Annotated in this window: 29 protein-coding genes; 19 read left to right on the forward strand and 10 right to left on the reverse strand. The window is 58.3% G+C overall.

What is annotated here, in order from left to right; all coding sequences use genetic code 11:
• Window positions 1-100 precede the first annotated feature (100 nt).
• From aspS to PG871_RS08535, 4 genes are all read left to right on the forward strand, one after another.
• Window positions 101-1,957, forward strand: a complete 1,857-nt coding sequence (gene aspS / locus PG871_RS08520) for an aspartate--tRNA ligase (protein WP_270728328.1) — start codon at window positions 101-103, stop codon at window positions 1,955-1,957.
• A 163-nt stretch (window positions 1,958-2,120) separates the two neighbouring features.
• Entirely contained in the window at window positions 2,121-3,515 is a 1,395-nt protein-coding gene (locus tag PG871_RS08525) for a DUF1800 domain-containing protein (protein ID WP_270728330.1), read from the forward strand.
• 23 nt (window positions 3,516-3,538) lie between these two features.
• Window positions 3,539-4,768, forward strand: coding sequence for a DUF1501 domain-containing protein (locus PG871_RS08530; RefSeq protein WP_270728331.1), 1,230 nt, complete (start codon window positions 3,539-3,541; stop codon window positions 4,766-4,768).
• A 75-nt stretch (window positions 4,769-4,843) separates the two neighbouring features.
• Window positions 4,844-5,569 carry a GNAT family N-acetyltransferase gene (locus tag PG871_RS08535; protein WP_270728332.1) on the forward strand — a complete coding sequence of 242 codons (726 nt, stop codon included), beginning with the start codon at window positions 4,844-4,846 and terminating at the stop codon, window positions 5,567-5,569.
• A gap of 6 nt (window positions 5,570-5,575) precedes the next feature.
• Here PG871_RS08535 and PG871_RS08540 read toward each other — a convergent pair whose 3' ends face one another.
• On the reverse strand, window positions 5,576-6,295 hold the full coding sequence (locus tag PG871_RS08540; protein WP_270728335.1) for a response regulator: 720 nt from the start codon (window positions 6,293-6,295) through the stop codon (window positions 5,576-5,578).
• A gap of 165 nt (window positions 6,296-6,460) precedes the next feature.
• On the opposite strand from PG871_RS08540, the gene mce reads away from it, so the two are divergent.
• On the forward strand, window positions 6,461-6,865 hold the full coding sequence (gene mce, locus PG871_RS08545; protein WP_270728337.1) for a methylmalonyl-CoA epimerase: 405 nt from the start codon (window positions 6,461-6,463) through the stop codon (window positions 6,863-6,865).
• A 54-nt stretch (window positions 6,866-6,919) separates the two neighbouring features.
• Window positions 6,920-7,219 carry a DUF1467 family protein gene (locus PG871_RS08550; RefSeq protein ID WP_270728340.1) on the forward strand — a complete coding sequence of 100 codons (300 nt, stop codon included), beginning with the start codon at window positions 6,920-6,922 and terminating at the stop codon, window positions 7,217-7,219.
• Here the strand turns inward: PG871_RS08550 and PG871_RS08555 are convergent.
• The 3 genes from PG871_RS08555 to PG871_RS08565 are packed head-to-tail and all read right to left on the reverse strand — an operon-like array spanning window position 7,170 to window position 9,624.
• Window positions 7,170-7,886 carry an EI24 domain-containing protein gene (locus PG871_RS08555; protein WP_270728342.1) on the reverse strand — a complete coding sequence of 239 codons (717 nt, stop codon included), beginning with the start codon at window positions 7,884-7,886 and terminating at the stop codon, window positions 7,170-7,172. The two genes, PG871_RS08550 and PG871_RS08555, sit on opposite strands and share 50 nt — an antisense overlap.
• Window positions 7,871-8,449, reverse strand: coding sequence for a nitroreductase family protein (locus tag PG871_RS08560; protein ID WP_270728344.1), 579 nt, complete (start codon window positions 8,447-8,449; stop codon window positions 7,871-7,873). The genes PG871_RS08555 and PG871_RS08560 overlap by 16 nt, the downstream gene beginning before the upstream one ends.
• 53 nt (window positions 8,450-8,502) lie before the next feature.
• The gene (locus PG871_RS08565) at window positions 8,503-9,624 is read right to left on the reverse strand and encodes a class II histone deacetylase (protein ID WP_270728751.1); all 1,122 of its coding nucleotides are present in this window, start codon (window positions 9,622-9,624) and stop codon (window positions 8,503-8,505) included.
• 73 nt (window positions 9,625-9,697) lie between these two features.
• Between PG871_RS08565 and PG871_RS08570 the strand changes: the two genes are divergently transcribed.
• Window positions 9,698-9,955: a DUF167 domain-containing protein gene (locus tag PG871_RS08570; RefSeq protein ID WP_270728345.1), complete on the forward strand. Its 258-nt coding sequence runs from the start codon at window positions 9,698-9,700 to the stop codon at window positions 9,953-9,955.
• Here the strand turns inward: PG871_RS08570 and PG871_RS08575 are convergent.
• Window positions 9,952-10,191, reverse strand: a complete 240-nt coding sequence (locus PG871_RS08575; protein WP_270728348.1) for a hypothetical protein — start codon at window positions 10,189-10,191, stop codon at window positions 9,952-9,954. The two genes, PG871_RS08570 and PG871_RS08575, sit on opposite strands and share 4 nt — an antisense overlap.
• Before the next feature lie 102 nt (window positions 10,192-10,293).
• On the opposite strand from PG871_RS08575, the gene PG871_RS08580 reads away from it, so the two are divergent.
• The 5 genes from PG871_RS08580 to PG871_RS08600 all read left to right on the forward strand — a co-directional run bounded on the left by PG871_RS08580 (window position 10,294) and on the right by PG871_RS08600 (window position 12,253).
• A complete protein-coding gene (locus PG871_RS08580) occupies window positions 10,294-11,028 on the forward strand; it encodes a M48 family metallopeptidase (protein ID WP_270728351.1) in 735 nt (244 codons plus the stop codon).
• 2 nt (window positions 11,029-11,030) lie between these two features.
• Window positions 11,031-11,384 carry a YigZ family protein gene (locus PG871_RS08585; protein ID WP_270728354.1) on the forward strand — a complete coding sequence of 118 codons (354 nt, stop codon included), beginning with the start codon at window positions 11,031-11,033 and terminating at the stop codon, window positions 11,382-11,384.
• Window positions 11,385-11,448: 64 nt separating this feature from the next.
• On the forward strand, window positions 11,449-11,712 hold the full coding sequence (locus PG871_RS08590; RefSeq protein WP_270728356.1) for a DUF6455 family protein: 264 nt from the start codon (window positions 11,449-11,451) through the stop codon (window positions 11,710-11,712).
• Entirely contained in the window at window positions 11,709-11,984 is a 276-nt protein-coding gene (locus tag PG871_RS08595) for a DUF6455 family protein (RefSeq protein WP_270728359.1), read from the forward strand. Before PG871_RS08590 ends, PG871_RS08595 begins: the two co-directional genes overlap by 4 nt.
• A complete protein-coding gene (locus PG871_RS08600) occupies window positions 11,981-12,253 on the forward strand; it encodes a DUF6455 family protein (protein ID WP_270728361.1) in 273 nt (90 codons plus the stop codon). Before PG871_RS08595 ends, PG871_RS08600 begins: the two co-directional genes overlap by 4 nt.
• Window positions 12,254-12,265: 12 nt before the next feature.
• On the opposite strand, the gene PG871_RS08605 is transcribed toward PG871_RS08600, so the two are convergent.
• The 5 genes from PG871_RS08605 to PG871_RS08625 all read right to left on the reverse strand — a co-directional run bounded on the left by PG871_RS08605 (window position 12,266) and on the right by PG871_RS08625 (window position 15,926).
• Window positions 12,266-12,646: a thiol-disulfide oxidoreductase DCC family protein gene (locus PG871_RS08605; RefSeq protein ID WP_270728362.1), complete on the reverse strand. Its 381-nt coding sequence runs from the start codon at window positions 12,644-12,646 to the stop codon at window positions 12,266-12,268.
• Between the two features lie 40 nt (window positions 12,647-12,686).
• The gene (gene rimO, locus PG871_RS08610; protein ID WP_270728363.1) at window positions 12,687-14,099 is read right to left on the reverse strand and encodes a 30S ribosomal protein S12 methylthiotransferase RimO; all 1,413 of its coding nucleotides are present in this window, start codon (window positions 14,097-14,099) and stop codon (window positions 12,687-12,689) included.
• A 140-nt stretch (window positions 14,100-14,239) separates the two neighbouring features.
• Window positions 14,240-14,884 carry an SDR family NAD(P)-dependent oxidoreductase gene (locus PG871_RS08615; protein WP_270728364.1) on the reverse strand — a complete coding sequence of 215 codons (645 nt, stop codon included), beginning with the start codon at window positions 14,882-14,884 and terminating at the stop codon, window positions 14,240-14,242.
• Between the two features lie 30 nt (window positions 14,885-14,914).
• Entirely contained in the window at window positions 14,915-15,379 is a 465-nt protein-coding gene (locus tag PG871_RS08620; protein WP_270728365.1) for a DUF1178 family protein, read from the reverse strand.
• Between the two features lie 73 nt (window positions 15,380-15,452).
• A complete protein-coding gene (locus PG871_RS08625; protein ID WP_270728368.1) occupies window positions 15,453-15,926 on the reverse strand; it encodes an NUDIX hydrolase in 474 nt (157 codons plus the stop codon).
• Between the two features lie 702 nt (window positions 15,927-16,628).
• Here PG871_RS08625 and mraZ point away from each other — a divergent pair.
• From mraZ to mraY, 7 genes are read left to right on the forward strand one after another with little or no spacing between them, the layout of a single operon-like run.
• A complete protein-coding gene (mraZ, locus tag PG871_RS08630) occupies window positions 16,629-17,120 on the forward strand; it encodes a division/cell wall cluster transcriptional repressor MraZ (protein ID WP_270728753.1) in 492 nt (163 codons plus the stop codon).
• 2 nt (window positions 17,121-17,122) lie between these two features.
• On the forward strand, window positions 17,123-18,109 hold the full coding sequence (rsmH, locus tag PG871_RS08635; protein ID WP_270728372.1) for a 16S rRNA (cytosine(1402)-N(4))-methyltransferase RsmH: 987 nt from the start codon (window positions 17,123-17,125) through the stop codon (window positions 18,107-18,109).
• Complete coding sequence (gene ftsL, locus PG871_RS08640; RefSeq protein ID WP_270728374.1) at window positions 18,109-18,456, forward strand: cell division protein FtsL; 348 nt, start codon at window positions 18,109-18,111, stop codon at window positions 18,454-18,456. Before rsmH ends, ftsL begins: the two co-directional genes overlap by 1 nt.
• Window positions 18,453-20,237 (forward strand): peptidoglycan D,D-transpeptidase FtsI family protein, encoded by a 1,785-nt coding sequence (locus tag PG871_RS08645; RefSeq protein WP_270728376.1) that lies wholly within the window; start codon window positions 18,453-18,455, stop codon window positions 20,235-20,237. Before ftsL ends, PG871_RS08645 begins: the two co-directional genes overlap by 4 nt.
• 18 nt (window positions 20,238-20,255) lie before the next feature.
• The gene (locus tag PG871_RS08650; RefSeq protein ID WP_270728378.1) at window positions 20,256-21,737 is read left to right on the forward strand and encodes a UDP-N-acetylmuramoyl-L-alanyl-D-glutamate--2,6-diaminopimelate ligase; all 1,482 of its coding nucleotides are present in this window, start codon (window positions 20,256-20,258) and stop codon (window positions 21,735-21,737) included.
• A complete protein-coding gene (locus tag PG871_RS08655) occupies window positions 21,734-23,176 on the forward strand; it encodes a UDP-N-acetylmuramoyl-tripeptide--D-alanyl-D-alanine ligase (RefSeq protein WP_270728380.1) in 1,443 nt (480 codons plus the stop codon). Before PG871_RS08650 ends, PG871_RS08655 begins: the two co-directional genes overlap by 4 nt.
• Window positions 23,177-24,259, forward strand: a complete 1,083-nt coding sequence (mraY, locus tag PG871_RS08660) for a phospho-N-acetylmuramoyl-pentapeptide-transferase (RefSeq protein WP_270728382.1) — start codon at window positions 23,177-23,179, stop codon at window positions 24,257-24,259.
• Window positions 24,260-24,411: the final 152 nt, after the last annotated feature.

The following is a 24,411-nucleotide window of genomic DNA, read 5'->3' on the forward strand; positions in this document are numbered from 1 at the left end:
CCGTTTTGAGCCACTTTGGCGGGCTGTTGGCTTGACTTTGGCGGCTCAAACAGGTGTATCGGCGCGACTGTAGTAATTCACCCTGAAAGAGGGCCCGCACATGCACGCCTTTCGCAGCCATACCTGCGCCGACCTGAACAAATCCAACGTGGGCGAGACCGTCCGCCTGTCCGGCTGGGTGCATCGCATCCGCGATCACGGCGGCATCCTGTTTGTCGATCTGCGCGACCACTATGGCATCACACAGGTTTTGTGCGATCCCGACAGCCCGGTGTTTGCGGACATGGAAAAGGTGCGCAGCGAGTGGTGTATCCGCATTGACGGCAACGTCAAAGCCCGTGACGCCGATCTGGTGAACGACAAGATCCCAACCGGTGAGGTTGAAGTCTTTGTGCGTGATCTCGAAGTGCTGGGCGCGGCTGACGAGCTGCCGCTGCTGGTGTTTGGTGATCAGGAATACCCTGAAGAGACCCGCCTGAAGTATCGCTTCCTTGATCTGCGTCGTGAGCAGATGCAGCAGAACATGACCATGCGGTCGGATGTTGTGACCAGCATGCGCAAACGTATGTGGGGCAACGGCTTCCGCGAGTATCAGACGCCGATCATCACCGCATCGAGCCCTGAAGGTGCGCGCGATTTCTTGGTGCCGTCGCGTATTCACCCCGGCAAATTCTATGCGCTGCCGCAAGCGCCACAGCAGTTCAAACAGCTGATGATGGTTGCGGGCTTTGACAAGTATTTCCAGATCGCGCCGTGCTTCCGTGATGAAGACCCGCGTGCGGATCGCTCGCCCACAGATTTCTATCAACTCGATATGGAAATGTCCTTTGTGGAGCAGCAGGACGTTTTTGACACGATCGCGCCAGTTCTGGCGGGTGTCTTTGAGGAATTCGGCGGTGGCCGCAAAGTGGACGCGCCTGAAAGCTGGCCGCAGATCCCCTATGCCGAGGCCGCGTTGAAGTATGGGTCGGACAAGCCCGACCTGCGCAACCCGATCGAGATGCAGGTCGTGTCCGAGCATTTCGCCGGTTCCGGCTTTGCGATCTTTGCCAAGTTGCTGGAACAGGAAGGCACCGAAGTGCGCGCCATTCCAGCGCCCACAGGCGGGTCGCGTAAGTTCTGTGACCGCATGAACAAATTCGCACAGCAAGAAGGGCTGCCCGGCATGGGCTATATCTTCTGGCGCAAACAGTCCGCGGACACCATCGCGCAGGAGCAGGGGGTCTCTGTCAAAGAGGTGAATGCCAAGATCAAAGCCGGTGAAATTGTGCTGGGCGAAGAGGCCGCTGGTCCGTTGGCCAAGAACATTGGTCCGGAGCGCACAGAGGCGATCCGTCAGCAGCTGGGTCTGAAAGTCGGCGATGCGGCGTTCTTCTTGGGTGGTAAACCCAAGGCGTTTGAACCGGTTGCGGGGCGTGCGCGCAACGTGATTGGCGATGAGCTTGGCCTGACGGACACAAACCGGTTTGCGTTCGCATGGATCGTGGACTTCCCGATTTATGAAGCAGATGAGGAGACCGGCAAGGTCGACTTTGAGCACAATCCGTTCTCGATGCCGCAGGGCGGTTTGGACGCGTTGAATGGTGATCCATTAAAAGTCTTGGGCTATCAGTATGATCTGGCATGTAACGGTTACGAACTGGTGTCGGGTGCGATCCGGAACCACAAGCCGGACGTGATGCTGAAAGCGTTTGAGATTGCAGGCTACGATGAGGCCGAAGTGAAAAGCCGGTTTGGCGCGCTTTACAAAGCCTTCTCTTATGGTGCACCGCCCCACGGCGGGTGTGCTGCTGGTGTGGACCGCATCGTGATGCTGCTGGCAGATCAGCAGAACATCCGCGAAGTGATGCTGTTCCCGATGAACCAGCGTGCTGAAGATCTGATGATGAATGCCCCGAGCGAGCCTGCTCCGGATCAGTTGATGGAGCTGAGCCTGCGGGTCATTCCGCAGGACTGACGCTGCTTTTTTTGACTAAAGCTGAAAGCCGCCCCTCTTGAGGGCGGCTTTTTGCTTGGGGTGGCGGAAAGCTGCAAACTTCGCGTGATGACGAATTTCTGACTTTGCCAAGATATGGTTTCGCGTAGACTGGGGTCAGCGAATTTTTTTACTGGTACGCGTCATGTCTTTTTCTTCCACCTTGGCTGCCCATCGGTTTGGGTATGGGCTGTCGCCGGAAATCGCCCCGCCAAAATCTGTAAATGCGATGTTGCGCGCTCTGCGAGGGCGGGATCGCGCTGCGAAGCAATTCGCTTTGCCGCCTGTTTCGGACGTTCACGCGCTTACCGACGAAATTCGCCAATTGCAGCGGGCACGACGCAAGGCGCAAAAAGCGGGTCGGGACAACGGGCCGGAGCATGCGGCGTTTGAGGCGTTTAAGAAAGCCAGCCGGCCGGAGATTTTGCGATGGACGGCGCAGGGTGTTTTGCGGCGGGTTTGGTCGGAGGACGGGCTGCGGGAGCGGCTGGTGGATTTTTGGGCCGACCACTTTGCCGCAAGAGGCAAAAATTATAGTTTTCGCACCAATGAGGCTCATTACGCTGAGACGGCGATCCGACCTTATATAAGCGGAAAGTTCGCTGACTTGTTGGAAGCGGCGGTGTTGCATCCGATGATGCTGCATTTTCTGGATCAGAATGCTTCGGTGGGGCCAAACAGTCCGTTTGCACAACAACGGCCCAAGCAAGAACGCGGATTGAATGAAAATCTGGCGCGCGAAATTCTTGAGCTGCACACGCTGGGCGTTGGCGGGGCTTATGAGCAAAAAGATGTGCGCCAGCTGGCCAAGTTACTGACAGGTGTGCGGGCGAACTTTGACATTGCGTTGCAGTTTGAACCACGCCGAGCGGAGCCGGGGGCGGAAACTGTGTTGGGGCGCAGTTACGGTGGCGCGGAACGGGCAAAACTGGAGGACGTGCAGGCGGTGCTGCGCGATCTGGCCGTGCATCCTGACACGGCGGCGCATTTGGCGCAAAAAATGGCGGTGCATTTTGTAGCCGACACGCCCGATACGGACTTGGTGGCGTCGATGAAAGCCGCCTATTTGGAGACTGACGGGGATCTGTCTGCGATGACAGAAGCAATGTTGCGCCATCCAGCTGCGTGGCAGGTGGCGCGGCACAATTTCAAACAGCCGATGACATTTCTGTGCTCGGCCCTGCGCGGGTTGGCGGTGCCGGTTGCCCGTCTGGAAGCGCTGCAGGGTGGTGGGTTACAGAGGTATGTCGGCGCGCCGCTGCGCACTATGGGGCAGCCGTTGGGAAAACCGCTGGGGCCGGACGGATTTTCGGAAACCGACGGACATTGGTTGAGCCCGCAGGGTTTGGCGGCGCGGTTGCAATGGAGCTTGTCGGCGCCTGTGGATCTGGCGCGGCCTTTGCCGGACCCGCGGCGGTTTGTGCTGGACGTGTTGGGCGAAGACGTTCCGAAGGAAGTATTGTTTGCCGCCAAAGCCGCAGAAAGCCGGCGGGAGGGCGTGGCGCTCGTGCTGATGTCCCCAGCGTTTCAACGGATGTAAGGCGATGTCGGAGAGGGCGCGAAATGTCTAAGAGACTGACACGAAGAAATTTTCTGACGCAGGGGGCGGCTATTGGCTGTTCCGTGGCAGCATCGCCTTTGCTGACGCCGGTGAGCTTTGCGGCCGCGCCAACCGACAATCGGTTGGTGGTGATCGTGCTGCGTGGTGGCTTGGACGGGCTGGATTTGCTGCGACCCCGCCAAGAAGCGCTTTTGCCGGTGCTGCGGCCCACACTGTCGGCGGGAAACAAGGGAGAAATCCCTCTGGAGGGGGGCTTTGGGCTGCATCCTGAGTGCGCGCCGCTGTATCCATTATGGCAGGCTGGGCAGCTGGCTTTCGTGAACGCAGTGTCCACGCCTTATCGTGACAAACGCAGCCATTTTGACGGGCAAGACCTGTTGGAAGCAGGGATCGCTTCGATCGAAGGCGACGGGGTGCGGGATGGCTGGCTCAATCGCGCCATCGGCACCATGAAAGGTGTGGACGTGCAGACAGCCTATGCAATCGGAACCGAGCCGATGTTGTTGAGCCGCGGAGACGCAGAGATCACAAGCTGGTCGCCGGATGTTGATTTTATCCTGTCCCAGCAGGGCGTTGCCTTGATGCAAAACACCCTGCGTGGTGATCCGGAGATGTCGGCGGCGATGGCGACGGCAATGGGATTGGCCAGTAAGAGCGGCGAAGGAACAATGGATGCCACCGAGCTGGAAGAGGCGATGGACATGATGATGGACCCCGCAGGCAAGGGCGCGCGGGGGGCACATGTTCGGGTGGCGGAGTTTGCGGCGGACAGGTTGCGCGAGGATGCGCGGATCGCCTGTTTCTCGCTTGGCGGATGGGACACACATTTTCGGCAGAGCAACACCTTGCGGACGCCACTTCGCCGATTGGTAAACACGCTGTTGACGCTGCACAACCGCATGGGCGCGGCGGCGTGGCAACGCACAACCGTGGTGGCGATGACCGAATTTGGCCGCACAGCTGCGGAAAACGGCACGAAGGGCACGGACCACGGCACAGGCGGCGCGATGGTTTTGGCGGGCGGTGCGCTGCGCAAGTCGGGCGTGTACGGGCAATGGCCAGGGATGGACGAGGCCGCACTTTATAAGCGTCGTGATCTGATGCCGACAGATGATGTGCGGCGCTGGGCAGCCTGGGCCTTGCGATCGAGTTTTGGACTGGAGCGGAGCCTGTTGGAAACCGAGGTCTTCCCCGGCATAGAATTGGGCGACGATCCCCGCTTGCTGGCCTGAGCGGGCTTTGGTCTGCCATCTTGGCAGGGGCCATCCTTTGTGCGACAAATTGTTGAAAACCAAGGAGCAGCCCGCATGACAGACCAGCGTAAAGGCGCGAGACCTGTGGGCTTCGCGGTGCCGAACTGGACCCCGCCGCCGGCCCCGAGAGGTGACATTCTGGAAGGTCGGTACGCCCGTTTGGAACCGTTGGATGCGGAAAAACACGCGGCGCTTTTGTTTCGGGCTTATCAGGGCGAAGACGCGGTTTGGGACTACTTGCCTTATGGGCCGTTCAATTCCGCTGCGCAGTATCACCGCTGGATGCGCGAAGCGGTGTCGGCGCAAGACCCGTATTTCTATGCGATCTATGACAAACAGGTCGGCGCTTATGGCGGCGTTGCGTCTTATTTGCGGATCAAGCCCGAGGCGGGTTCGATCGAAGTGGGCAACATCAATTTTGCGCCGCGCCTGCAAGGCACTGTCGCGGCCACGGAGACCATGTTTCTGATGATGAAATGGGCCTTTGAGGCCGGGTATCGGCGCTATGAATGGAAATGCGATGCGCTCAACACGCCGTCGCGTCGGGCGGCGCAACGGCTGGGATTGTCCTACGAGGGCATTTTCCGGCAGGCGCTTGTTTATAAAGGTCGCAACCGCGACACTGCGTGGTTCGCCGCAATCGATAAGGAATGGGCCGCGTTGCGGGAAGCTTTCGAGTTGTGGCTGTCCCCCGGAAACTTCGACGCAGCAAGTCAACAGCGCGAGCGGCTGTCGGATCTGACGAGGTTGGTGCGCGCCGCAGATGACCCGACGCTTTAGGCGCGCTTAGATCACCACCGGTTCTTGCAGGCGGGATTTTAGCAGATCGCTTAGCGTCGCCACGTTTTGGGAAAGTTGACCCGCGGAGTGATGCGTGACGCCAACCGACTTCACCGCGCCAAGAAGATCCTCGTCACGCGCGCTGCGGGCAATGCTGGAGAGGAACTGCGCCACATAGTCTACAACCTCCCTGTCGTCAGGATAGGTCGACAAGGTGTCCGAGGCGTGCAGCAGGTCATCACGCAGAGCGACAGGATCAGGATCCACCACATCCGTTGGCAAGGCACGTGGGCCTTTAAATTGACGTTCCTGAGGCAGGCGCGACAGAATTTCGGACTGGAACTGCGCCAAGCCGGCGAGCGGTTTGGTCAGAAACCCGTCTGCACCAGCGGCCATTGCGGTATCTTCAGAAAAATCATCACCAGAGGTTGCCAGAAGCACATCGACCCGTGGGGTGGCTTGTGCAAGTTCTTCGATCAGATCGGTGCCGGAGCCGTCAGGCAGGCCGAGATCGACAATAACCACCGAGGGCATGTAGGTTTTAAGATGGCGGCGCGCGGCGGAAAGGCTATCGGCGCGGCGGATGCGGGCACCGGAGCGCACACACATCATGCGCAGTGCGTCGGAGGCAAAACGGCTGTCCTCAACAACAAGCACGGCAATGCCCAGCAAAGGGCGTTGCGACGTAGGAGTAAACAAGGGCGACAGCGGCAGCGGGTCGTTCATATTGGTTTCCTGACGTTCTGACAGATAAATGGATTCGCGATAGACATTAGAGATTCGTACCTAACGGGACGTTAACGCGGGCGCGACCCTGTGCCGCTTGCACCAAGACCTGCTGCACCGCATAAGAAGCGCCAACACGAGACCCGTATTTTTTTGGAGGAAACCATGATTGGACGTTTGAACCACGTCGCGATTGCCGTGCCCGATCTTGAGGCCGCATCAGCGCAATACCGCAACGCGCTTGGCGCCAAGGTTGGCGCGCCGCAGGATGAGCCGGATCATGGCGTGACCGTGGTGTTTATCGAGCTGCCCAACACCAAAATCGAATTGCTGTATCCGCTTGGCGATGACAGCCCGATTAATGGGTTTCTGGAAAAGAACCCCGCCGGTGGTATGCACCACGTCTGCTATGAAGTGGATGACATCATCGCGGCGCGGGATCATCTGAAAGAAACCGGCGCGCGGGTGCTGGGAAATGGCGAGCCCAAGATCGGTGCACACGGCAAACCCGTGTTGTTCCTGCATCCCAAAGATTTCAACGGCTGTCTGGTCGAGCTGGAACAGGTATAAGAACCAAACTGCTGCGCCCTGTGTATCCGCGTGGGGTGATCAGAAGGGAATGATATGAGTATTACATCTGTGCTGGTGTTGTTTGCGGTCTGCTGGTTCATGATCTTTCTGATCGTGATCCCGATCCGCCTGCAAACCCAAGGTGATTTGGGCAAGGTGATGCCCGGCACGCAAGCAGGCGCGCCGGAGCATCATTACCTGAAGACCAAAGCCAAGATTACCACGCTGGCGGCGGCGGTGATGACAGCCATTCTTGTTCTCATCATCACATCAGGCGTGATCTCGGTGAGGGATCTGGACTGGTTCAACCGGATGTCGCCGATTGAGGCTCCAGTCGATGGAACAGATGGGTAAAGGTCGCCGCGCCTAAGATCGGTATTACAAGGTTGATCAGTGGGATCGACAGAGGCATCGCCATCAGAGTGCCGGCAAGCCAGATCGTGCCGCCGTGTTTATTGCGCAACCGTTTGGCGCCATCGCGTCCCAAGTGACGCATGGCGGCGAGGGTGAAGTATTCCCGCCCAAGCAGAAACCCGTTCAGGCCCCAGAAGATGAACAGGGCGAAGGGTGGAAAAAAGGCATAAATCACCAACGCCACGACATTGGCGAAAACAACAACGCCAAAATGATTCACGCCGTCTTTCAGACCCTCTGAAAACGGCACGTTGGCCATTTTAGGCAAATGGCTGTAATGCCGCACCTCTACCGCAGCGGCCACTTCGTCCAGAAAGATGGAGGCGAAGAGAGAGGCGACGGGCATCATGAGAAAGAAGGACAAAACAAGCATTCCCGCGATGGCAGTGCCAGTGAAAATGTTCAAAACCCAACTGAAGTTGCCAAAGAAGTCCTGAGTCTCGGCAACTCCGCCAAGCCACGAAATAAGATGAAAAAACCCAAAGTTGACCGCAACCAACAAGGCGATCGAAAGGCCGACACCTTTGAACATCACGCGGCGGAACCGAGGGTCGCCGAGTTGGCTAAGGGCTGCGGTGAATGAGCCGAGGACTACTGTGATTGCCATGTGACCTTGGTCTCCATGTCCGGACGTGGGCGTTCCGGCGGGGCGATTTTTTCCGTGCCGATGTGGATGAAACCGGCGACTTTTTCGCGAGGTGTAAGGTCGAGACCTTCTTCGACAAAGGCACGGTCATGGCTGGCCCAGCCAGACAGCCAGTTGGCGCCCCAACCAGCTGCCAGAGCGGCGTTCAGCAATTGCAGGCAGACAGCTCCGGCGGAGTAGGTTTGCTCAATTTCAGGTACTTTTTCGGAGATCACCGGCGCCTCGATCACGGCTACTGCCAAATCGGCGTTGGCAAACTGCGCGTGTGCCTTGATGATTTTGTCGTCGTCCATACCAAGCGCTGCGCCGCGTGTCTGTGCCAGTGTGGCCAACCGATCAAGCCCGGCACCGGTCAACACAATCAGCCGCCAGGGTTCCAACTTGCCGTGGTCGGGGCTGCGCAGGGCGGCCTGCAAAAGCGGTTCAAGCTCTGCGCGGGTGGGGGCAGGCGCGACGAGCGTCTTGGCCGGCCGTGAGCGGCGCGTTTGCAGAAATTCCAGAGCCGCTGGATTAGGGGTGGGCATATATGTCTCCCTCAAGAACGTTGCGGGTTAGGTCAGTGCTTTCCAGCGGATTTTCAACCATCTTGAGGAGGTTTTGCAAAGAAATCAGCCATTTCATCAATCAAAGTGGCATAGAAAGCCTCGACACGCGGGTTGGGCTGGCGGATGGCGAGAGAGGCCGCCATCGGGTCGGGGGCCGTGATAGAGGACCCAGCAAGTTCCTCGATGACCGCATGGCCGCAGAACGGCACGTAGGCTTCGGAGTAGCCGCCTTCGTGCACCAGAACCAACTTGCCGTCGCAGAGGTCAGCAGCGGCGGCCATGACCTGTTTGGTCATCTGGCGGAAGGTGTCAGCGGTGGCCAGCATACGCGAGAGCGGATCAAAAGCGGAGGCGTCAAACCCGCAGGCGACGATGATCATGTCAGGCTTGAAGTCGGCAAGCGCAGGCAACACGATTTTCTCCATCGCGTGCAGATAGCTGTTGTGGCCGGCGCCGGGGGGCAGGGGCACGTTGATGTTATAGCCCAGACCCACGTCCGTGCCGCGATGTTCGAGATCGCCGGTGTCGAGCGGGTAGTTTCTTTCTTGGTGCAACGATAGCGTCAGCACGTCGTCACGGTCATAAAAGATCGCTTCGGTGCCGTTGCCGTGGTGCACGTCCCAATCGAGCACGGCAACGCGATGCGCCAGACCTTCGGCCTTGGCGGCTTCGATGGCGATCGCGATATTGGCAAGCAAACAAAATCCGTTGGGCCAATCGGGCAGGCAATGGTGGCCGGGTGGGCGGGACAGCGCGTAGGCGTTTTGCAGGTCACCTGTGGCGACAGCGCGGACGGCTTCGGTAGCAAGGCCAGCTGAGAGGGCGGCGATTTCATAACCCCCTTTGCCAAACGGGGTGCGCAGACCGATTTCGCCGCCGCCTGCGTCAGACATTTCTTTGAAACGGTCCAGCAGAGAGGCAGGGTGGACCCGTTCCAGTGCCGTGCGATCCGCAGAGGGCGCGCTGCGCAGGTCAAGTTCCTCGGACAAGCCACTGACGTTTAACAGGTTTTTGAGGCGACGTTTGGTTTCCGGGCTTTCGGGAAGACCACCGGCGGCCAAAGGTTGCACCAGATCGCCGACAGGGAGGGTCAGTGCATAGTTGCCGCCGCTGTGCCAGAAACAGCGTTCGTCAAAAAAGAAACCGGTGGCCATAGTGTCCTCGCTCACAGATGATTTGGCGACACTGTTGCCCGTGTTGCGGGTTTTGTAAATTGATGGATGACGTATGGCGGGAAAGCTGGCCGCTTTGGCTGCGATTGGCACGGAAATTGCAGTGCGCGTGACGCCCAAAGCGTCGCGAAATGCGGTGGTCGTGCAAGACGACGGCATACGCGTTTACGTGACCGTGGTGCCGGAGGGGGGCAAGGCCAATGCGGCGGTGATGAAGCTGTTGGCAAAAGAAATCGGCATCGCGAAATCGCGCTTGAAGCTGATCCGGGGCGACACTGCGCGAGACAAAGTGTTTCGGGTTGTGTCGCGCTAGGAGTCGTCGCGATTGATCATGTAGACACCTTCGGGAAGATCCAGCGCGGCGGCGAGATCTTGGACCTGATGGAGCGACAGGGTGATCTTTTGCATCGTGTCGGTGCGGGCGTCGAACTGTTCGACGGTGACACAATCCTCAAACATATTGATGACGATATCTTCGCCAAGTGGCTGTGCCCCCTCATCCACGAGGGTGACGACGGTTGAATCAAATTCGTGCTCGATGCTGAACATATGGACAGCGTAGCGCGGATGAGACAAAGCGCAAGGTTTTCCCACTGGAACCTTGGCACCTGTGGGCATAGTTTGGGATTTGTAGTTTTCGGGGAGGAAGGTATGGCTTTTGCTCAGAGTGGTTTGAAACCGTTGTTTGTTTGCGGCGCGATGGCGCTGGCGAGTTGCGTCAGCACGACAACAGACACGCAACCGACCCCACAATCTCAAACCCCGGCAAAAACATCAGTTCAGTCGATATCGCTGTCACAGGCCAAATCCAAATTGGCACCGATCTCGGCCCGAATGGAGAGTGTGGCAGAACGCGAATGCCGCGCGCGGACATCAAAAGGCACAAATTGTGATTACAAGATTTCCGTGGATGAGCGGCCCAATTTGCCAGCCAATGCTTATCAAACGCTGGACAAAACGGGGCGTCCGCTGATCATCTTTACGCCTGCGTTGATTGCGCAGACCCGCAATCAGGATGAGCTGGCCTTTGTGATGGGCCACGAGGCGGCGCACCATATCGCCGGCCACATCGGCAAGACCCAGAACAACGCAGCGCTCGGCGCGATCCTGATTGGGGTTGCGGCTGCCGCGGCGGGTGCGGAAGGCAGTTTGCTGGACATGGCTGTGAACACCGGTGCGCAGGTGGGCTCACGGGCTTACTCCAAGAATTTTGAGCTAGAGGCGGATGCGCTGGGCACTGTGATTGCGCATAAATCGGGGTTCAATCCGGTGCGCGGCGCGGAGTTTTTTGCGCGCATCCCTGATCCCGGCGATCAGTTCCTCGGCACACATCCGCCCAACGCGTCGCGTATGAAAATAGTCAAAGAGACGGCGGCCAAGCTCTGAGGATGTTGCAACTATTGAATGTGGTCAGCGACCGCGGCTCAAAATACGCGGTGTCGGGCGGGCCGGTGAGTGGACGCGCCGACGTCGACGCTTTTTTGAAATCACTGAAGAAAAACAAGAAGTTTGCCAAGGCGACCCACAATACATGGGGGGTCGTTTTTGCGGATGGCACGCCACTTAAGGGTGACGATGGGGAAAGCGGCGCGGGTCTGGTGATTGTGCGCATGTTGGAGCGGCAGAAGCTGACAGGGCATCTTGTGGTGGTGACGCGCTGGTATGGCGGCGTGAAGTTGGGCGGAGATCGGTTTCGCCGAGTGCAGGATTGTGTCGCGGCCTATTTCGCAGAGCTGAGTTGACCCATATCAAGGGTTTCAAAAAACCATCGTGTTAGACCCTCTCCTGTCTTTGCAGGAGAGTGCGATGCCCCATATCCCCAAACTGAGACGCCACGTGGCCTTGATGGACGAGGCTGCTAAGCGGATTGGCATGGATCTTCAGGAAGCTGCCCTTTGTGGCGCGCTGGAAGTGAGAGAGATCGAGCAGGCGGTTGAGAGATGCATGCGGTGTCCTTTGCCGGACACGTGTGAAACCTGGCGCCTCACTGCGGAGAACAAGGCGCATGGATTGCCGCCATTTTGCCGAAACAAGGACCTGTTTAACCGCATTAGCGAGACGTTGATATGAAACCACTGGGTGATGTGAATGAGCACCTTATGAAGGTGCATGGCATGGCAAAGGCTGCTGGAGCAGACTTGGTCAGTGCTGCAAAAACCGGCGAATTGACCCAAGAAGAATGGGCGGGAATTGTCACAAGGTGCCGGAGCTGTGATTGGGACGAAGGGTGTGCCCGGTTTTTGACGCGCGGGTGTCGTGAGACACCTGTGGAAATTCCAGAGGCCTGTTTGAACCGTGTGCGTTTGGCGGAGCTGGCAGCAGCGACAGGAGGAGACGCATGACTGCGCAGATTGCCTTTCTTGGAGACCCGGCGACGCATTTTTGGTTGACCCGTTCGATGGCTCGAACGCTGGGTGTAAGCCTGTCTGAGGCGATGGCTTGCGACGCATTGAGTGCGACAGACTATGCGGAAATGGTAACGCGGTGCCGGAGTTGTCCTTATGTTGAAGACTGTCAATCGTGGTTGAGCGAAGGCTGCACAAAAAGTGCCCAAGCGCCCGGGTTTTGTTGCCACGCGGACGTACTGCAGGCGTTGACGAAAATAGTTTGATCCGGTGTCGGGCTACAGTGAAGTGTTGCCGGATTTCTGACGCCAAAGGTGGCGACGGTAGATCAGCGGCGCCAAAATGTAGTCGTATCCGATTGACGCCAGTTGGCGTATGCCCGGAAGGCCAACGAGTTTGGCGAGCGTTCTGTATCGGGGCATTTCTTTCCAAAGCACAAGAAAGGCCGGAATGCCGGCGAACAGGTGACCTTCGTGGACGACGTGCAGGCGCCGCGCCGCTGTGTCTGCGTCGATGTTCCACGCCGCCAACGCGTCGGAGTTCAAATCATCAAACCCTATTTCCAGACCGCTGTCTTCGGCGTACGCCTTATAGTGGCAGATTTCCGCATTGCAGATGGGGCAATCAGCGTTAAAGAGCACACGGGTTTCTGTCGTCATGATGTTGGCACCTATTTGTTATCGGTGTTGCCGTCCTTGATCATGATTTACGCAGGTGGCGTCCCCACAGATCATACTCTCCCGCTTCGTCCACTTCGACGGCGACGATATCGCCGACGTTTAGGCCAGCGGTGTCTTCGTCAATGAACAGGTTACCGTCGATTTCTGGCGCGTCTGCTTTGGTGCGGCAAGTGGCGATGCCGTCCTCATCGATGTCGTCGATGATCACATCCATGATCTGACCGACTTTCTGCGCCAATTTGGCTTCGGAGATTGCCTGCGCTTTTTCCATGAAACGGTTCCAGCGGTCCTGTTTCACCTCTGCGGGCACGTGATCGGGCAGAGCGTTTGAGCGCGCGCCGGCGACGTTTTCATATTGAAAACACCCCACGCGGTCGAGTTGGGCTTCGTCCATCCAATCCAGCAGGTGCTGGAACTCGGCCTCGGTTTCACCCGGATAACCGACAATGAAAGTCGAGCGCAGGGTGATGTCGGGGCAAGCGTTTCGCCATGCGGCGATCTCGGTCAGGGTCTTGGAGGTATGGGCGGGGCGCGCCATGCGTTTCAGCGTGTCGGGGTGGCTGTGTTGAAACGGAATGTCCAGATAGGGCAGGATCAACCCATCCGCCATCAGCGGGATCAAGTCACGCACATGCGGATAAGGGTAGACATAGTGCAGGCGCACCCACGCGTCGAATTGGCCAAGCTCGCGCGCAAGATCGGTGATGTGGCTGCGCACATCGCGGTCTTTCCATGGGTGGGTGGAATACTTGCGGTCCAGACCATAAGCCGAGGTGTCTTGCGAGATCACCAGCAGCTCTTTGACGCCGCTTTCAACGAGCTTTTCCGCTTCGCGCAGGATGGCGTGCACGGGGCGGGAGGCAAGCTTGCCGCGCATATCGGGAATAACGCAGAACTTGCACTTGTGGTTACAGCCCTCGGAAATCTTGAGATAGCTGAAGTGGCGTGGCGTTAGGCGCACACCTGAGGCGGGCAGCAGGTCTACAAAGGGGTCCGGCGCGGGCGGCACTGCGCCATGCACAGCATCAAGCACCTGCTCGTATTGGTGCGGTCCGGTGACAGCAAGCACTTTGGGGTGGGTGCCGGTAATATATTCCGGTTCGGCCCCGAGGCAGCCGGTGACGATGACTTTGCCGTTGGCCTGAATGGCCTCGCCAATGGCTTCAAGGCTTTCGGCTTTGGCGCTGTCAAGAAATCCGCATGTGTTTACGATCACTGCATCCGCGCCGGCATAGTCGGGCGAGATGCCGTAGCCTTCGGCGCGCAGTCGCGTGAGAATGCGTTCGCTGTCGACCAGTGCTTTGGGGCAGCCGAGGCTGACCATGCCGATGGTTGGCTGTCCCGGCCGCGTGGACGTGCGGGAATCCCCTGCGAGCGAGGCGCGGGCGAGGTCAGGGCGAAGGTCGGGCGGATTGCTGGAAGACTGGCTCATGGCCGCGATATAGGGCAGCGCGTGGCATTTGGCAAAGGGAGATGGGGGCGGCCTTGGCTTCGGGCGGGGGATGCGGGGCGCAACAGGCTCAGCGCAGCTGAGCCGGGCCCAACCCGAAGGGGCGGGAGTGCGTTGTTGGTTTAGTAAGGGTGCTGGCGCCCGTCCCAGGTTTCAAAACAGCCTGTTGTGTCCAGAGAGAGCGCGAGACAGCGGTCTGCCAATCCATGCGCGGAGTCTGTCACCGTGATGTCGGCGGCATCCCCGCCCATATCGGTTTTGACCCACCCGGGGTGATAAATGCCCACGGCAATTCCGATTTTCTTGAGGTCTGTTGCCAGATTTCGCCCCAGATTGAGCGCGGCCGCCTTGGAAGCGCGATAAATATATGAGCCGCCTGGTGCACGGGTGTCCGACCCCATTTGAGATGAAATGATCGCGATCTTCGGGGCCTCGGACAACTGCAAGTTTGGCAGAAGCGTTTGTACAGTGAGAAACACGCCGGTCACGTTGGCGGCAAAGCTGTCAGCCCACATCTGCGGCGGGAAGCCGTCCGCCAGATTTTGGGATTTGTCCAAGTAGACGCCCGCGTTGCAGATCAGCAGATCGACCGGTTTTGCATCCAGCGCGTGCGCCATCGCGGCCTGGCTGTCAGCAGAGGTCACATCCAGTCGCAAGAATTCATCTTCGGCGCGGGCGGTGCCGGTGACTTCATGTCCCAAATCGCGAAACCGGTGGTCGAGCGCCTGTCCAATGCCGCGATTGGCGCCTGTGATGACAACATGCATGGGAGGTCTCCGAATTTGGTTTGGGAAAAGTCAGTTGGTCTTGCGTCCGATATTGAAGGGCAGGGGCGCCACCGGAACGCCATCCTCGACAAGCGCTTTGGCGTCTTCCAGTTTGGCCTCACCATAGATGGCGCGTCCGGGTGTGGTGCCTTCGTGCATGGCGCGGGCTTCGGCGGCAAAATCCTTGCCGACGTAGTCTGAGTTATCTTCCACCTGTTTGCGCAACTTTTTCAGTGCGACCTCCGCCTCGGTGGCGGGTTGCGACAGCGAGGCGGCCGCTGGTTCTGCTGGCGCAGGCTCTTGTGACGACTTGGCGGTGGCGGCTGTGCGGGCAGGGCGCACGCGCGGCGACATCATCGCCTTCTCGACATGGCTGTCTCCGCAGATCGCACAGGTCACCATGCCTGCGGCTTTGAGCTTGTCAAAGGCGTCGGCGGATTGGAACCAGCTGTCGAACCGGTGGTCGTTGGCGCATTTTAACGTGTAATTGATCATGCCTGCATCACAGAGTGTGCCGTGTCGGTGTGTTGAGCGAACATATGGCCGGGGAGGGGCGGGATCAAGCGGATCAGTCGATGTGTTTGCAATCAAACGTACGCACGATTTTCGCGAGATCGGGATTCAGGATGCGTTTGGCAGCCTTTTTCGGGGTCAACCATTTGCGTTGACGTTGACCGTGTTCCGGAAAGGCATTGACGCTTTTGGTCACCTCCAGCGGGTAGATGAGCACCGTGAACTTTTTGCCCCGGTGGATGCCGCGGGATTTTCGATACGTATAAATGCCGATGCAACGCTTGTGGGCTTTGCCAATGACGCCGGCTTCTTCCCACGCTTCCTGAGCCGCCGCTTTGTGAGGCTTGAAGTTGGCCATCGGCCATCCTTTGGGAAGCAGCCATTGTTTGGTGCCGCGCGAAGTGATCAGCAGGATTTGGGGTTTGCCCTTGTGCATCCGGTAAGGCAACGCCGCAAATTGAACGCGGGATCCGGTCTTGGTGGACTTGCGCAACATTGTTGCGACGGCTTTGGGATCGTGTTGGCCCATATCTTTGCTTATCGCGCCTCAAGATTCTTAGCAGACAGTTTAATCAGCCGAGCGACCGGCGCAAGTGAAAGGACGGGTTGTTCGGTGACGTTCAAATGACACGGGATCCGGCCCGGAGATCGTCTTGTTGGGAATTTATGGGAAATGAGGCGAGAGGAGCGGGATTGTTTGGGGAAATGGCTAGTGTCCCGCGTGGGAATCGCTCTAGAAGGCCGAATTCTTCCGGGATTGGAAAATTTTATGGGAAATATGGCGCTGCCATTGTGAGAGGTGAATTTGTCGATATGTTGGGTTAATGTGGGAGATGTTAACCATATGTGGTGTTCGTCTTTGGGTTTTCGGCACATCATCTTGTTTTTCAGGCGCCTTGGGAGCAACATTTTGTCGTGCGTGGTGAAAATTCCTATTGATTTCCATAAATTCCCATGGCATCCCTATAAGCATGATGAGGACGGGAGTTAAGGGGCGCCAAACGACCCCGAATAAAAAATCCCAAGAGCAGGTTTCATACAGGCCCCGCCTTCATCGAAATTAGAGATCCGGCGCGCGGGCGAACAGAACATCCCCCCAGGTGGCGCGCGCAGCTGGACACCCGCAAAAAGCGGGACGAGGATGGCGGATTGATCAGTGGCAGCAGATCAATCCGCCGTTTCGTTTCCGCACCAAGTTAGGCAATGAGAAGGGCCATTCATCGTGGCGCTTATGTTCAGAGGCGAGAGCCGCAACAAGGTTGATACGAAAGGTCGGATGTCAATTCCGGCTAAGTTTCGCCGCGTGCTTGAAGCTGGTGACCCTGACTGGAAAAGCGGTGAAAACCCCAACATTATGATCGTCTACGGTGGCCGCACTCGGCATTTCCTTGAGTGCTTTACCGTTGAGGCGATGGACGACGTTGTGAGCCGCATCATGAAGATGCCACGTGGTTCCAAGAAACGTCTCGCACTGAGCAAACTGTATTTGACGCAGTCGATCGAAGTTTCGGTAGATGACACCGGCCGTCTGGTCCTGCCCAAAGAACAGCGTGACAAGATCGGCCTTGATGACATGGCGTTTTTCGCCGGCAAGGGCGACACGTTCGAGATCTGGAACCCTGAAAGCTATGAGGCTGCTGAGGCGGAAGCGCTTGAGGCGGATGATGATTTCGATCCGGATGCTGATCCGTCCATTTATCTGGACGGGGACGAGGATTTCTGACGATGAGCGCGCAAGAGAGTTCATCGCGTCCTCACATTCCGGTTCTTCTGGCCCCACTGCTGCGTGAAGTTTCCCCCGTTTCCGGTGTTTGGCTGGACGGCACGTTTGGTGCCGGCGGCTACAGTCGTGGATTGATCGAGGCCGGGGCCGAGAAAGTTATCGGCGTGGATCGTGATCCGCTGGCCTTTGAAATGGCGGCGCCCTGGATTGGCGACTACGACGGCAAAATCGAAATGGTTGAGGGCGTGTTCTCCAAGATGGATGAATACGCGCAGGGCCTTGATGGGGTCGTGTTGGATTTGGGCGTGAGTTCGATGCAGCTTGATCTGGCGGAGCGCGGATTTTCGTTCATGCGAGACGGGCCGCTCGATATGCGCATGAGCCAGGATGGCATGTCTGCGGCAGATATTGTGAACGAGGCCACCGAGGCTGAGATTGCAGATATTCTCTATCACTATGGCGAGGAACGGGCGAGCCGGCGGATTGCCAAGGCGATTGTCCGCGAGCGGGCGCAAGACCCGATCACCAACACATTGCGACTGACAGAGATTGTCGAAAGCTGTTTGCCACGTGCCAAGCCTGGACAGAGTCACCCTGCGACGCGGTCCTTTCAGGGGCTGCGGATCGCGGTGAATGATGAATATGGCGAGCTGTTTCGCGGTATGATGGCGGCAGAGCGGGCGCTAAAACCCGGCGGTCTGCTGGCGGTTGTGACGTTTCATTCTGTCGAAGACCGAATGGTGAAACGGTTCTTGCAGGCGCGGGCGGGAAAACAGGGCAACGTCAACCGCTATGCGCCGGAAACAGAAAAAGAAACGCCAGCGTTTACCTTGGTGACACGAAAGGCTGTGGGGCCTGATCCGGAGGAGTTGGATGACAACCCGCGGGCGCGGTCGGCCAAGTTGCGTGTTGCACGGCGCACTGATGCGCCGTCAGGGGATGTGAGCGGCAGAGCCATCGGAATGCCGACGGTTGGGGGCAAAAAGTAATGCGTACCATCATGTTTATCGCGACCGTGATTGCGGTGATTGCCGTGTCGGTTTGGGCCTATCAGGAAAACTATCGCACGCAGCGCATGATCTCCGAGACGGAAAAGCTCGAGCGTCAAATTGGCAACGCGCAAGCGCGGTTGGCTGTGTTGCGGGCGGAATGGGCGTATCTCAACCGGCCGGACCGATTGCGGGATCTTGCGGAAATCAACTACGACGACTTGCAATTGTTGCCTCTGCGCCCGGATCAATTCGGGATCGTTGAACAGGTGGGATATCCTGAGGACGATGTTATGGAAGGCATTGAAAACGCGACGGAAGTTCTCGCTGATGAGGTGCGGCCATGATCCGTAAACCGCTACGCCCTTTGGCATCGATCCTGAAAGCGCGCCAAGATGGAGAAAGCGCCGAAGCGATTGAGCGCGCCAACCTGCGGGAACGTCACGAAGAGATGCAAAACAAAGGCCGTGCCCGCGCAGAGGGACGGCTTTTGGTGATGTCAGTGCTGTTTATGGCGGCCTTCGGTACGGTTGGTATGCGCATGGGGGCGGTTGGGATGACCGACGCGACCGAGCCGCGCCGCATTTATAGTGCGAGCCATATTCAGGCGGAGCGGGCCGATATCGTTGACCGCAAAGGCCGCATTCTGGCAACCAATCTGGAAACCCATGCGATCTATGCGCAGCCACCGCATATGATTGATAAGGAGCGCGTCGCGCGCGAACTGGCGGCGATTTTTCCTGATCTGGACGAAGACCGGCTGATCAAACAGTTCACCGGCAAGCGAAAGTTTCTATGGGTCAAGAAAAAGCTGAGCCCAGAGCAAAAACAAGCTGTGCATGACATCGGAGATCCCGGACTGAATTTCGGGCACCGCGAGATGCGGCTTTATCCCAACGGCCAGTTGGCGGGCCATGTGCTGGGCGGAGCGACGTTTGGCGATGAGGACGTGCATGCGGCCGAGTTGTTGGGTGTTGCTGGTGTCGAAATGTACTTTGACGAAGTGCTGCGGGATCCGGCCAACGGTGGGCGGGCGCTGACGCTGTCGCTGGACCTGACGGTTCAGGATGCCTCTGAGCGGGTGCTTTACGGCGGCATGAAGTTGATGAACGCCAAAGGTGCGTCGTCGGTTTTGATGGATGTTCACACTGGCGAAGTGATCTCGATGGTGAGCTTGCCGGATTTTGACCCCAATGACCGGCCGGTTCCGCTTACATCGGGGCAGGCGGCTGACAGCCCGTTGTTCAACCGTGCGGTGCAGGGGCTTTATGAGCTCGGCTCGACGTTCAAGATTTTCACAGCGGCGCAGTCGATGGAATTGGGATTGAGCAATCCCTCAACCCTGATCAACACCGCAGGGCCGTTGCGCTGGGGCAAATTTAAGATCCGCGATTTCCGAAACTATGGTCGCGAACTGTCGGTTACGAAGGTGATTGTGAAGTCATCCAACATTGGCACCGCGCGAATGGCGCAGATGATTGGTGGTGCACGTCAGCAATCTTTCCTCAAGGATCTTGGTTTCTTTGAGCCAACCCCAGTGGAGTTGGTCGAAGCGAAAGGTGCGCAGCCACTATTGCCAAAGAATTGGTCGGAACTGTCGACCATGACGATCTCTTACGGGCACGGCATGTCGGCGAGCCCGCTGCATCTGGCGGCTGGTTATGCGGCCATCGCCAATGGCGGCACACAGGTCAAACCGACTATTCTGAAAAATGATCGGGTGCAAAACGGACCGCGCGTGATGAGCGAGACCAGTGCGGCCGCTGCGCGTAAAATGCTGCGCAAAGTGGTCAGCGAAGGTACCGCGTCCTTTGGTGAAGTGCCGGGATATGCCGTCGGCGGCAAAACTGGCACAGCGGACAAACCGAAGGAAAACGGGCGCGGATACCATGAAGACAAGGTGATCGCGACCTTTGCTGCGATGTTCCCTGCACACGACCCGAAATACGTGCTGATCCTGTCGTTGGATGAGCCGGTGGAGACCTCTGGTACCGAGCCGCGTCGCACGGCGGGGTGGACCGCTGTGCCGGTGGCTGCAGAAATGATTTCGCGGGTGGCGCCCTTGTTGGGACTGCGGCCGCAAGTTGAACCTGCGGAGCTTGCTGATATAACGCTGACATCGAATTAAGCCGAAAAGGCAGAGCAGATGACAGCGGGCGGAAAACAGCTTTCAGAACTGGGACTTGCGGCTGCAAGTGGTACGAATCCCACAATAACCGGTCTGGCGGTCGACAGTCGCGAAGTGCGGGACGGCTTTTTGTTTGCCGCTTTGCCCGGCACGCGCGTGCACGGTGCGGAGTTCATTCAATACGCTTTGCGCCAGGGTGCGGTGGCGGTGCTGACCGACGTTGAAGGCGCGCGGATCGCGAGCGATGTGTTGACCGAAAGCGGCGCGGCCGTGGTTGTAACCGAAGATCCCCGCATGGCGCTGGCCTATACTGCCGCGCTTTGGTTTGGAGCGCAGCCCGGAGTGATGGCCGCTGTAACCGGCACCAATGGCAAGACCTCGGTGGCCACATTTTTGCGCATGATTTGGCAGGAAATGGGGTTAGAGGCTGTGAACCTTGGCACCACAGGTGTCGAAGGGGATTTTACCGCGCCGCTAAACCATACAACGCCAGAGCCGATCACATTGCACCGCACATTGGCAGCTGCGGCTGATGCCGGAATAGCCTTTGGCGCAATGGAAGCGTCCTCACATGGGCTGGCGCAGCGACGTTTGGATGGTGTGCAGTTGCGTGCTGCCGGGTTTACCAATTTTACGCAGGACCACCTCGATTATCACGAGACGTTTGAAGACTATTTCAACGCCAAAGCGGGGTTGTTTGATCGCGTTCTCGCGGACGACGGCACGGCCGTTATCAATGTCGAAGACTCGCGCGGACCAGATATGGTTCTGATTGCCAAGGGGCGCGGTCAGAAGGTGATCACTGTGGGCCGCGAAGGCGCGGATCTGGAACTGCTTGGTCAGCGATTTGATTCAACCGGTCAGGAAATTCGGTTCGCCTTTCGAGGTCGCACATACATGGCGCGACTGAACCTTTTGGGTGGGTTTCAGGCGGAAAACGTTTTGTTGGCGGCGGGTTTGGCAATTGCGTGCGGGGCCGAGCCAGAAAGGGTGTTTGAAGTATTGGGCGCGTTGACAACGGTTCGCGGGCGAATGCAGTTGGCGGCGACGCGTGAAAACGGGGCTGCGGTGTTTGTGGATTATTCTCACACTCCAGACAGCGTGGCGACTGCGCTGAAGGCGTTGCGGCCGCACGTAATGGGACGTTTGATCGTGATCGTTGGCGCAGGCGGTGATCGCGACAAAGGCAAGCGTCCTTTGATGGGGCGAGCGGCGGCAGAAAACGCCGATGTGGTTTTCGTGACGGATGACAACCCGCGCAGCGAAGTGCCGGCAGATATTCGGGCAGCGGTCATGCAAGGTGCACCGGAAGCAACCGAAGTGGGTGATCGCGCCGAGGCGATCCTGCGCGGCGTGGATGCGTTGCAACCCGGAGATACGCTGTTGATTGCCGGCAAAGGGCACGAGACCGGTCAAATCGTCGGCGATGACGTGTTGCCGTTTGATGATGCCGAGCAAGCCAGTGTGGCTGTGGCGGCGCTGGATGGAGGTTTCGCATGAGTTTGTGGACTGCACGTGAGGCAGCTGCCGCCACCGGCGGTCGCGCGGTTGGCGATTGGCAGATCGACGGCGTCTCGATTGATACGCGCACCATTGAAGCGGACGATCTGTTTGTAGCCTTGACGGCGGCGCGGGATGGACACGAGTTTGTCGCGCAAGCGCTGGAAAAGGGCGCGGCGGCGGCATTGGTCAGCCGCGTGCCGGACGGGGTGTCAGACGACGCGCCGCTGTTGGTGGTGGACGATGTGCTGGCGGGACTCGAAGCTTTGGGTCGGGCGGGACGTGCGCGCACCAAGGCGCGGGTTTTGGCGGTCACCGGATCGGTTGGCAAGACCTCGACCAAGGAAATGTTGCGGGCGATGCTGTCGACGCAGGGCCGAACGCATGCAAGTGTCGCGAGCTACAACAACCATTGGGGCGTGCCGCTGACGTTGGCGCGCATGCCAAAGGACACAGAATTCGCCGTCATTGAGATCGGCATGAACCACCCTGGAGAGATCGCGCCCCTGGCCAAGATGGCGCGACCCCATGTGGGATTGGTAACCACAGTTGCCGCGGTACATCTGGAAGCGTTTGATGATGTGACGGGAATTGCTGCGGAGAAGGCGGCGATTTTTGACGGGTTGGAACCGGACGGGGTCGCGGTGATCAACGCAGATATAGAAACGGCGGATGTGCTGCGCGCGCGCGCCGATGCGCTTGGCTGTAAGCGGGTCGAGTTTGGCGAAACCAGCGATGATTGGCATTTGGCCGACGTCTTGTTGAGCGGCAATGTGACCGTGGCGCGGGCAACCGCGCATGGCGCGGCTTTGATGTTCAAGGTGCAAAGTGCCGGTCGCCATTTTGCAATGAACGCGCTTGGCGCGTTGGCAGCCGCAGAGGCGTTGGGGGCAGATTTGGCGCTTTCGACGGCGGCATTGGGCAGTTGGGCACCCTATAGTGGACGCGGTGCACGCGAGACCATTGTGCTTGATCCGGTGGAAACCGATCGGGTGATTGACCTGATTGACGATGCGTATAATGCCAATCCCACATCGCTGGGTGCCGCGCTGGAGGTTCTGGCAGCGGCGGAGGTGCAAAACGGTGTTGGACGCGTTGGCGCGGGCCGTCGGATTGCTTTTGTTGGGGATATGAAAGAGCTCGGGCCGCAAGAATATGCCATGCATGCCGCATTGGCCGACCATCCGGCGATTGAGAAGATCGACACTGTGCATTGTGTAGGGCCACTGATGCGGCATCTGTATGAGGCCTTGCCCGAACAAAAACGCGGCGAATGGACCGAAACCAGCGACGAAATGGCGACGGATGTGCGCCGTTTTGTCGACGCTGGTGATGCCGTTTTGGCGAAAGGGTCTTTGTCGATGGGGTTGGCCAAGGTGGTTGACGCAATCCGCAAACTGGGCCATCCCGCCCCGAAGACTGTAAATGAGGACGTTTGAATGCTGTATTGGTTGACCCAACTTTCAGAAGGCGGGGATTTCTTCAACCTGTTCCGCTACATCACCTTTCGGGCTGGTGGGGCCTTCATGACGGCCTTGATTTTTGGCTTTCTGTTCGGGCGGCCATTGATCAATGTGTTGCGCCGCAAGCAGGGCAAAGGCCAGCCGATCCGAGATGACGGGCCGGAGGGGCACTTTGTCAAAGCAGGCACGCCGACTATGGGTGGCCTGTTGATTGTGGGCGCACTGGTGACGTCAACTTTGCTGTGGGCGCGCTGGGACAACGGGTTTGTCTGGATGATCCTGTTTGTGACGCTGGCTTATGGTTTGATTGGCTTTGCCGATGATTACGCCAAGGTCAGCAAGCAAAACACCAAGGGCGTGTCGAGCAAGGTGCGGCTTTTGCTGGGGTTTGTGATTGCAGCGATTGCCGGTGTTTGGGCCACGTTCTTGCAGCCAGAATTGTTGCAGCAAAGACTGGCCGTGCCAGTGTTCAAAGAAGTTCTGTTCCACATGGGTATCTTTTACATCCCGTTTGCAATGTTTGTGATCGTGGGCGCGGCCAATGCCGTGAACCTGACAGACGGACTGGATGGGCTGGCGATTATGCCGGTGATGATCGCCGCAGGTGCTTTGGGCGTGATTGCCTATGCGGTGGGCCGTGTCGACTTTACCGAATATCTGGACGTGCATTATGTACCGGGCACAGGTGAAATCCTGATCTTTGTTGCCGGGCTGATAGGCGGGGGGCTTGGATTCCTTTGGTACAACGCGCCGCCTGCGGCAGTGTTCATGGGCGACACCGGATCGCTGGCATTGGGCGGGGCTTTGGGGGCCATCGCGGTGGCCACAAAGCACGAATTGGTGCTGGGCATCATCGGGGGTCTGTTTGTGGTGGAGGCACTGAGTGTGATCATTCAGGTGCTGTATTTCAAACGCACCGGCAAGCGGGTGTTCCTGATGGCGCCGATCCATCACCACTACGAGAAGAAGGGCTGGTCAGAGCCGCAGATCGTGATCCGTTTCTGGATCATCGCGGTCATTTTGGCGATGGTTGGTCTGGCGACGCTGAAGTTGCGTTAAGCTGGCGGCAGGGCTCCCGCGCTTTCTCCATCACAGGCAACCTGTGACATTCAAAACCTTGGGCATGGCCCGCGCTGACGCGCGGGCTGTTGCGTTTGCGGCGATGCCTTGTGCCTGTCTGCGTCCCAAGGCACTCTGTGGGCAAAGATAAT

The sequence above is a fragment of the Shimia sp. Alg240-R146 genome, from assembly GCF_947331465.1.
In the GTDB taxonomy this organism is placed as follows: Bacteria; Pseudomonadota; Alphaproteobacteria; order Rhodobacterales; family Rhodobacteraceae; genus Shimia.

Coding starts and splice junctions, on each gene's coding strand:
- mraY (WP_270728382.1), top strand. CDS start 23,177: ATGCTGTATTGGTTGACCCAACTTTCAGAAGGCGGGGATTTCTTCAAC.
- aspS (WP_270728328.1), top strand. CDS start 101: ATGCACGCCTTTCGCAGCCATACCTGCGCCGACCTGAACAAATCCAAC.
- PG871_RS08535 (WP_270728332.1), top strand. CDS start 4,844: ATGACAGACCAGCGTAAAGGCGCGAGACCTGTGGGCTTCGCGGTGCCG.
- PG871_RS08650 (WP_270728378.1), top strand. CDS start 20,256: ATGACAGCGGGCGGAAAACAGCTTTCAGAACTGGGACTTGCGGCTGCA.
- PG871_RS08530 (WP_270728331.1), top strand. CDS start 3,539: ATGTCTAAGAGACTGACACGAAGAAATTTTCTGACGCAGGGGGCGGCT.
- PG871_RS08550 (WP_270728340.1), top strand. CDS start 6,920: ATGAGTATTACATCTGTGCTGGTGTTGTTTGCGGTCTGCTGGTTCATG.
- PG871_RS08595 (WP_270728359.1), top strand. CDS start 11,709: ATGAAACCACTGGGTGATGTGAATGAGCACCTTATGAAGGTGCATGGC.
- PG871_RS08560 (WP_270728344.1), bottom strand. CDS start 8,449: ATGCCCACCCCTAATCCAGCGGCTCTGGAATTTCTGCAAACGCGCCGC.
- PG871_RS08565 (WP_270728751.1), bottom strand. CDS start 9,624: ATGGCCACCGGTTTCTTTTTTGACGAACGCTGTTTCTGGCACAGCGGC.
- mce (WP_270728337.1), top strand. CDS start 6,461: ATGATTGGACGTTTGAACCACGTCGCGATTGCCGTGCCCGATCTTGAG.
- PG871_RS08585 (WP_270728354.1), top strand. CDS start 11,031: ATGTTGCAACTATTGAATGTGGTCAGCGACCGCGGCTCAAAATACGCG.
- PG871_RS08600 (WP_270728361.1), top strand. CDS start 11,981: ATGACTGCGCAGATTGCCTTTCTTGGAGACCCGGCGACGCATTTTTGG.
- PG871_RS08570 (WP_270728345.1), top strand. CDS start 9,698: ATGGCGGGAAAGCTGGCCGCTTTGGCTGCGATTGGCACGGAAATTGCA.
- PG871_RS08655 (WP_270728380.1), top strand. CDS start 21,734: ATGAGTTTGTGGACTGCACGTGAGGCAGCTGCCGCCACCGGCGGTCGC.
- ftsL (WP_270728374.1), top strand. CDS start 18,109: ATGCGTACCATCATGTTTATCGCGACCGTGATTGCGGTGATTGCCGTG.
- PG871_RS08620 (WP_270728365.1), bottom strand. CDS start 15,379: ATGATCAATTACACGTTAAAATGCGCCAACGACCACCGGTTCGACAGC.
- PG871_RS08525 (WP_270728330.1), top strand. CDS start 2,121: ATGTCTTTTTCTTCCACCTTGGCTGCCCATCGGTTTGGGTATGGGCTG.
- PG871_RS08555 (WP_270728342.1), bottom strand. CDS start 7,886: ATGGCAATCACAGTAGTCCTCGGCTCATTCACCGCAGCCCTTAGCCAA.
- rsmH (WP_270728372.1), top strand. CDS start 17,123: ATGAGCGCGCAAGAGAGTTCATCGCGTCCTCACATTCCGGTTCTTCTG.
- mraZ (WP_270728753.1), top strand. CDS start 16,629: ATGTTCAGAGGCGAGAGCCGCAACAAGGTTGATACGAAAGGTCGGATG.
- PG871_RS08580 (WP_270728351.1), top strand. CDS start 10,294: ATGGCTTTTGCTCAGAGTGGTTTGAAACCGTTGTTTGTTTGCGGCGCG.
- PG871_RS08625 (WP_270728368.1), bottom strand. CDS start 15,926: ATGGGCCAACACGATCCCAAAGCCGTCGCAACAATGTTGCGCAAGTCC.
- PG871_RS08575 (WP_270728348.1), bottom strand. CDS start 10,191: ATGTTCAGCATCGAGCACGAATTTGATTCAACCGTCGTCACCCTCGTG.
- PG871_RS08590 (WP_270728356.1), top strand. CDS start 11,449: ATGCCCCATATCCCCAAACTGAGACGCCACGTGGCCTTGATGGACGAG.
- PG871_RS08540 (WP_270728335.1), bottom strand. CDS start 6,295: ATGAACGACCCGCTGCCGCTGTCGCCCTTGTTTACTCCTACGTCGCAA.
- PG871_RS08605 (WP_270728362.1), bottom strand. CDS start 12,646: ATGACGACAGAAACCCGTGTGCTCTTTAACGCTGATTGCCCCATCTGC.
- rimO (WP_270728363.1), bottom strand. CDS start 14,099: ATGAGCCAGTCTTCCAGCAATCCGCCCGACCTTCGCCCTGACCTCGCC.
- PG871_RS08645 (WP_270728376.1), top strand. CDS start 18,453: ATGATCCGTAAACCGCTACGCCCTTTGGCATCGATCCTGAAAGCGCGC.
- PG871_RS08615 (WP_270728364.1), bottom strand. CDS start 14,884: ATGCATGTTGTCATCACAGGCGCCAATCGCGGCATTGGACAGGCGCTC.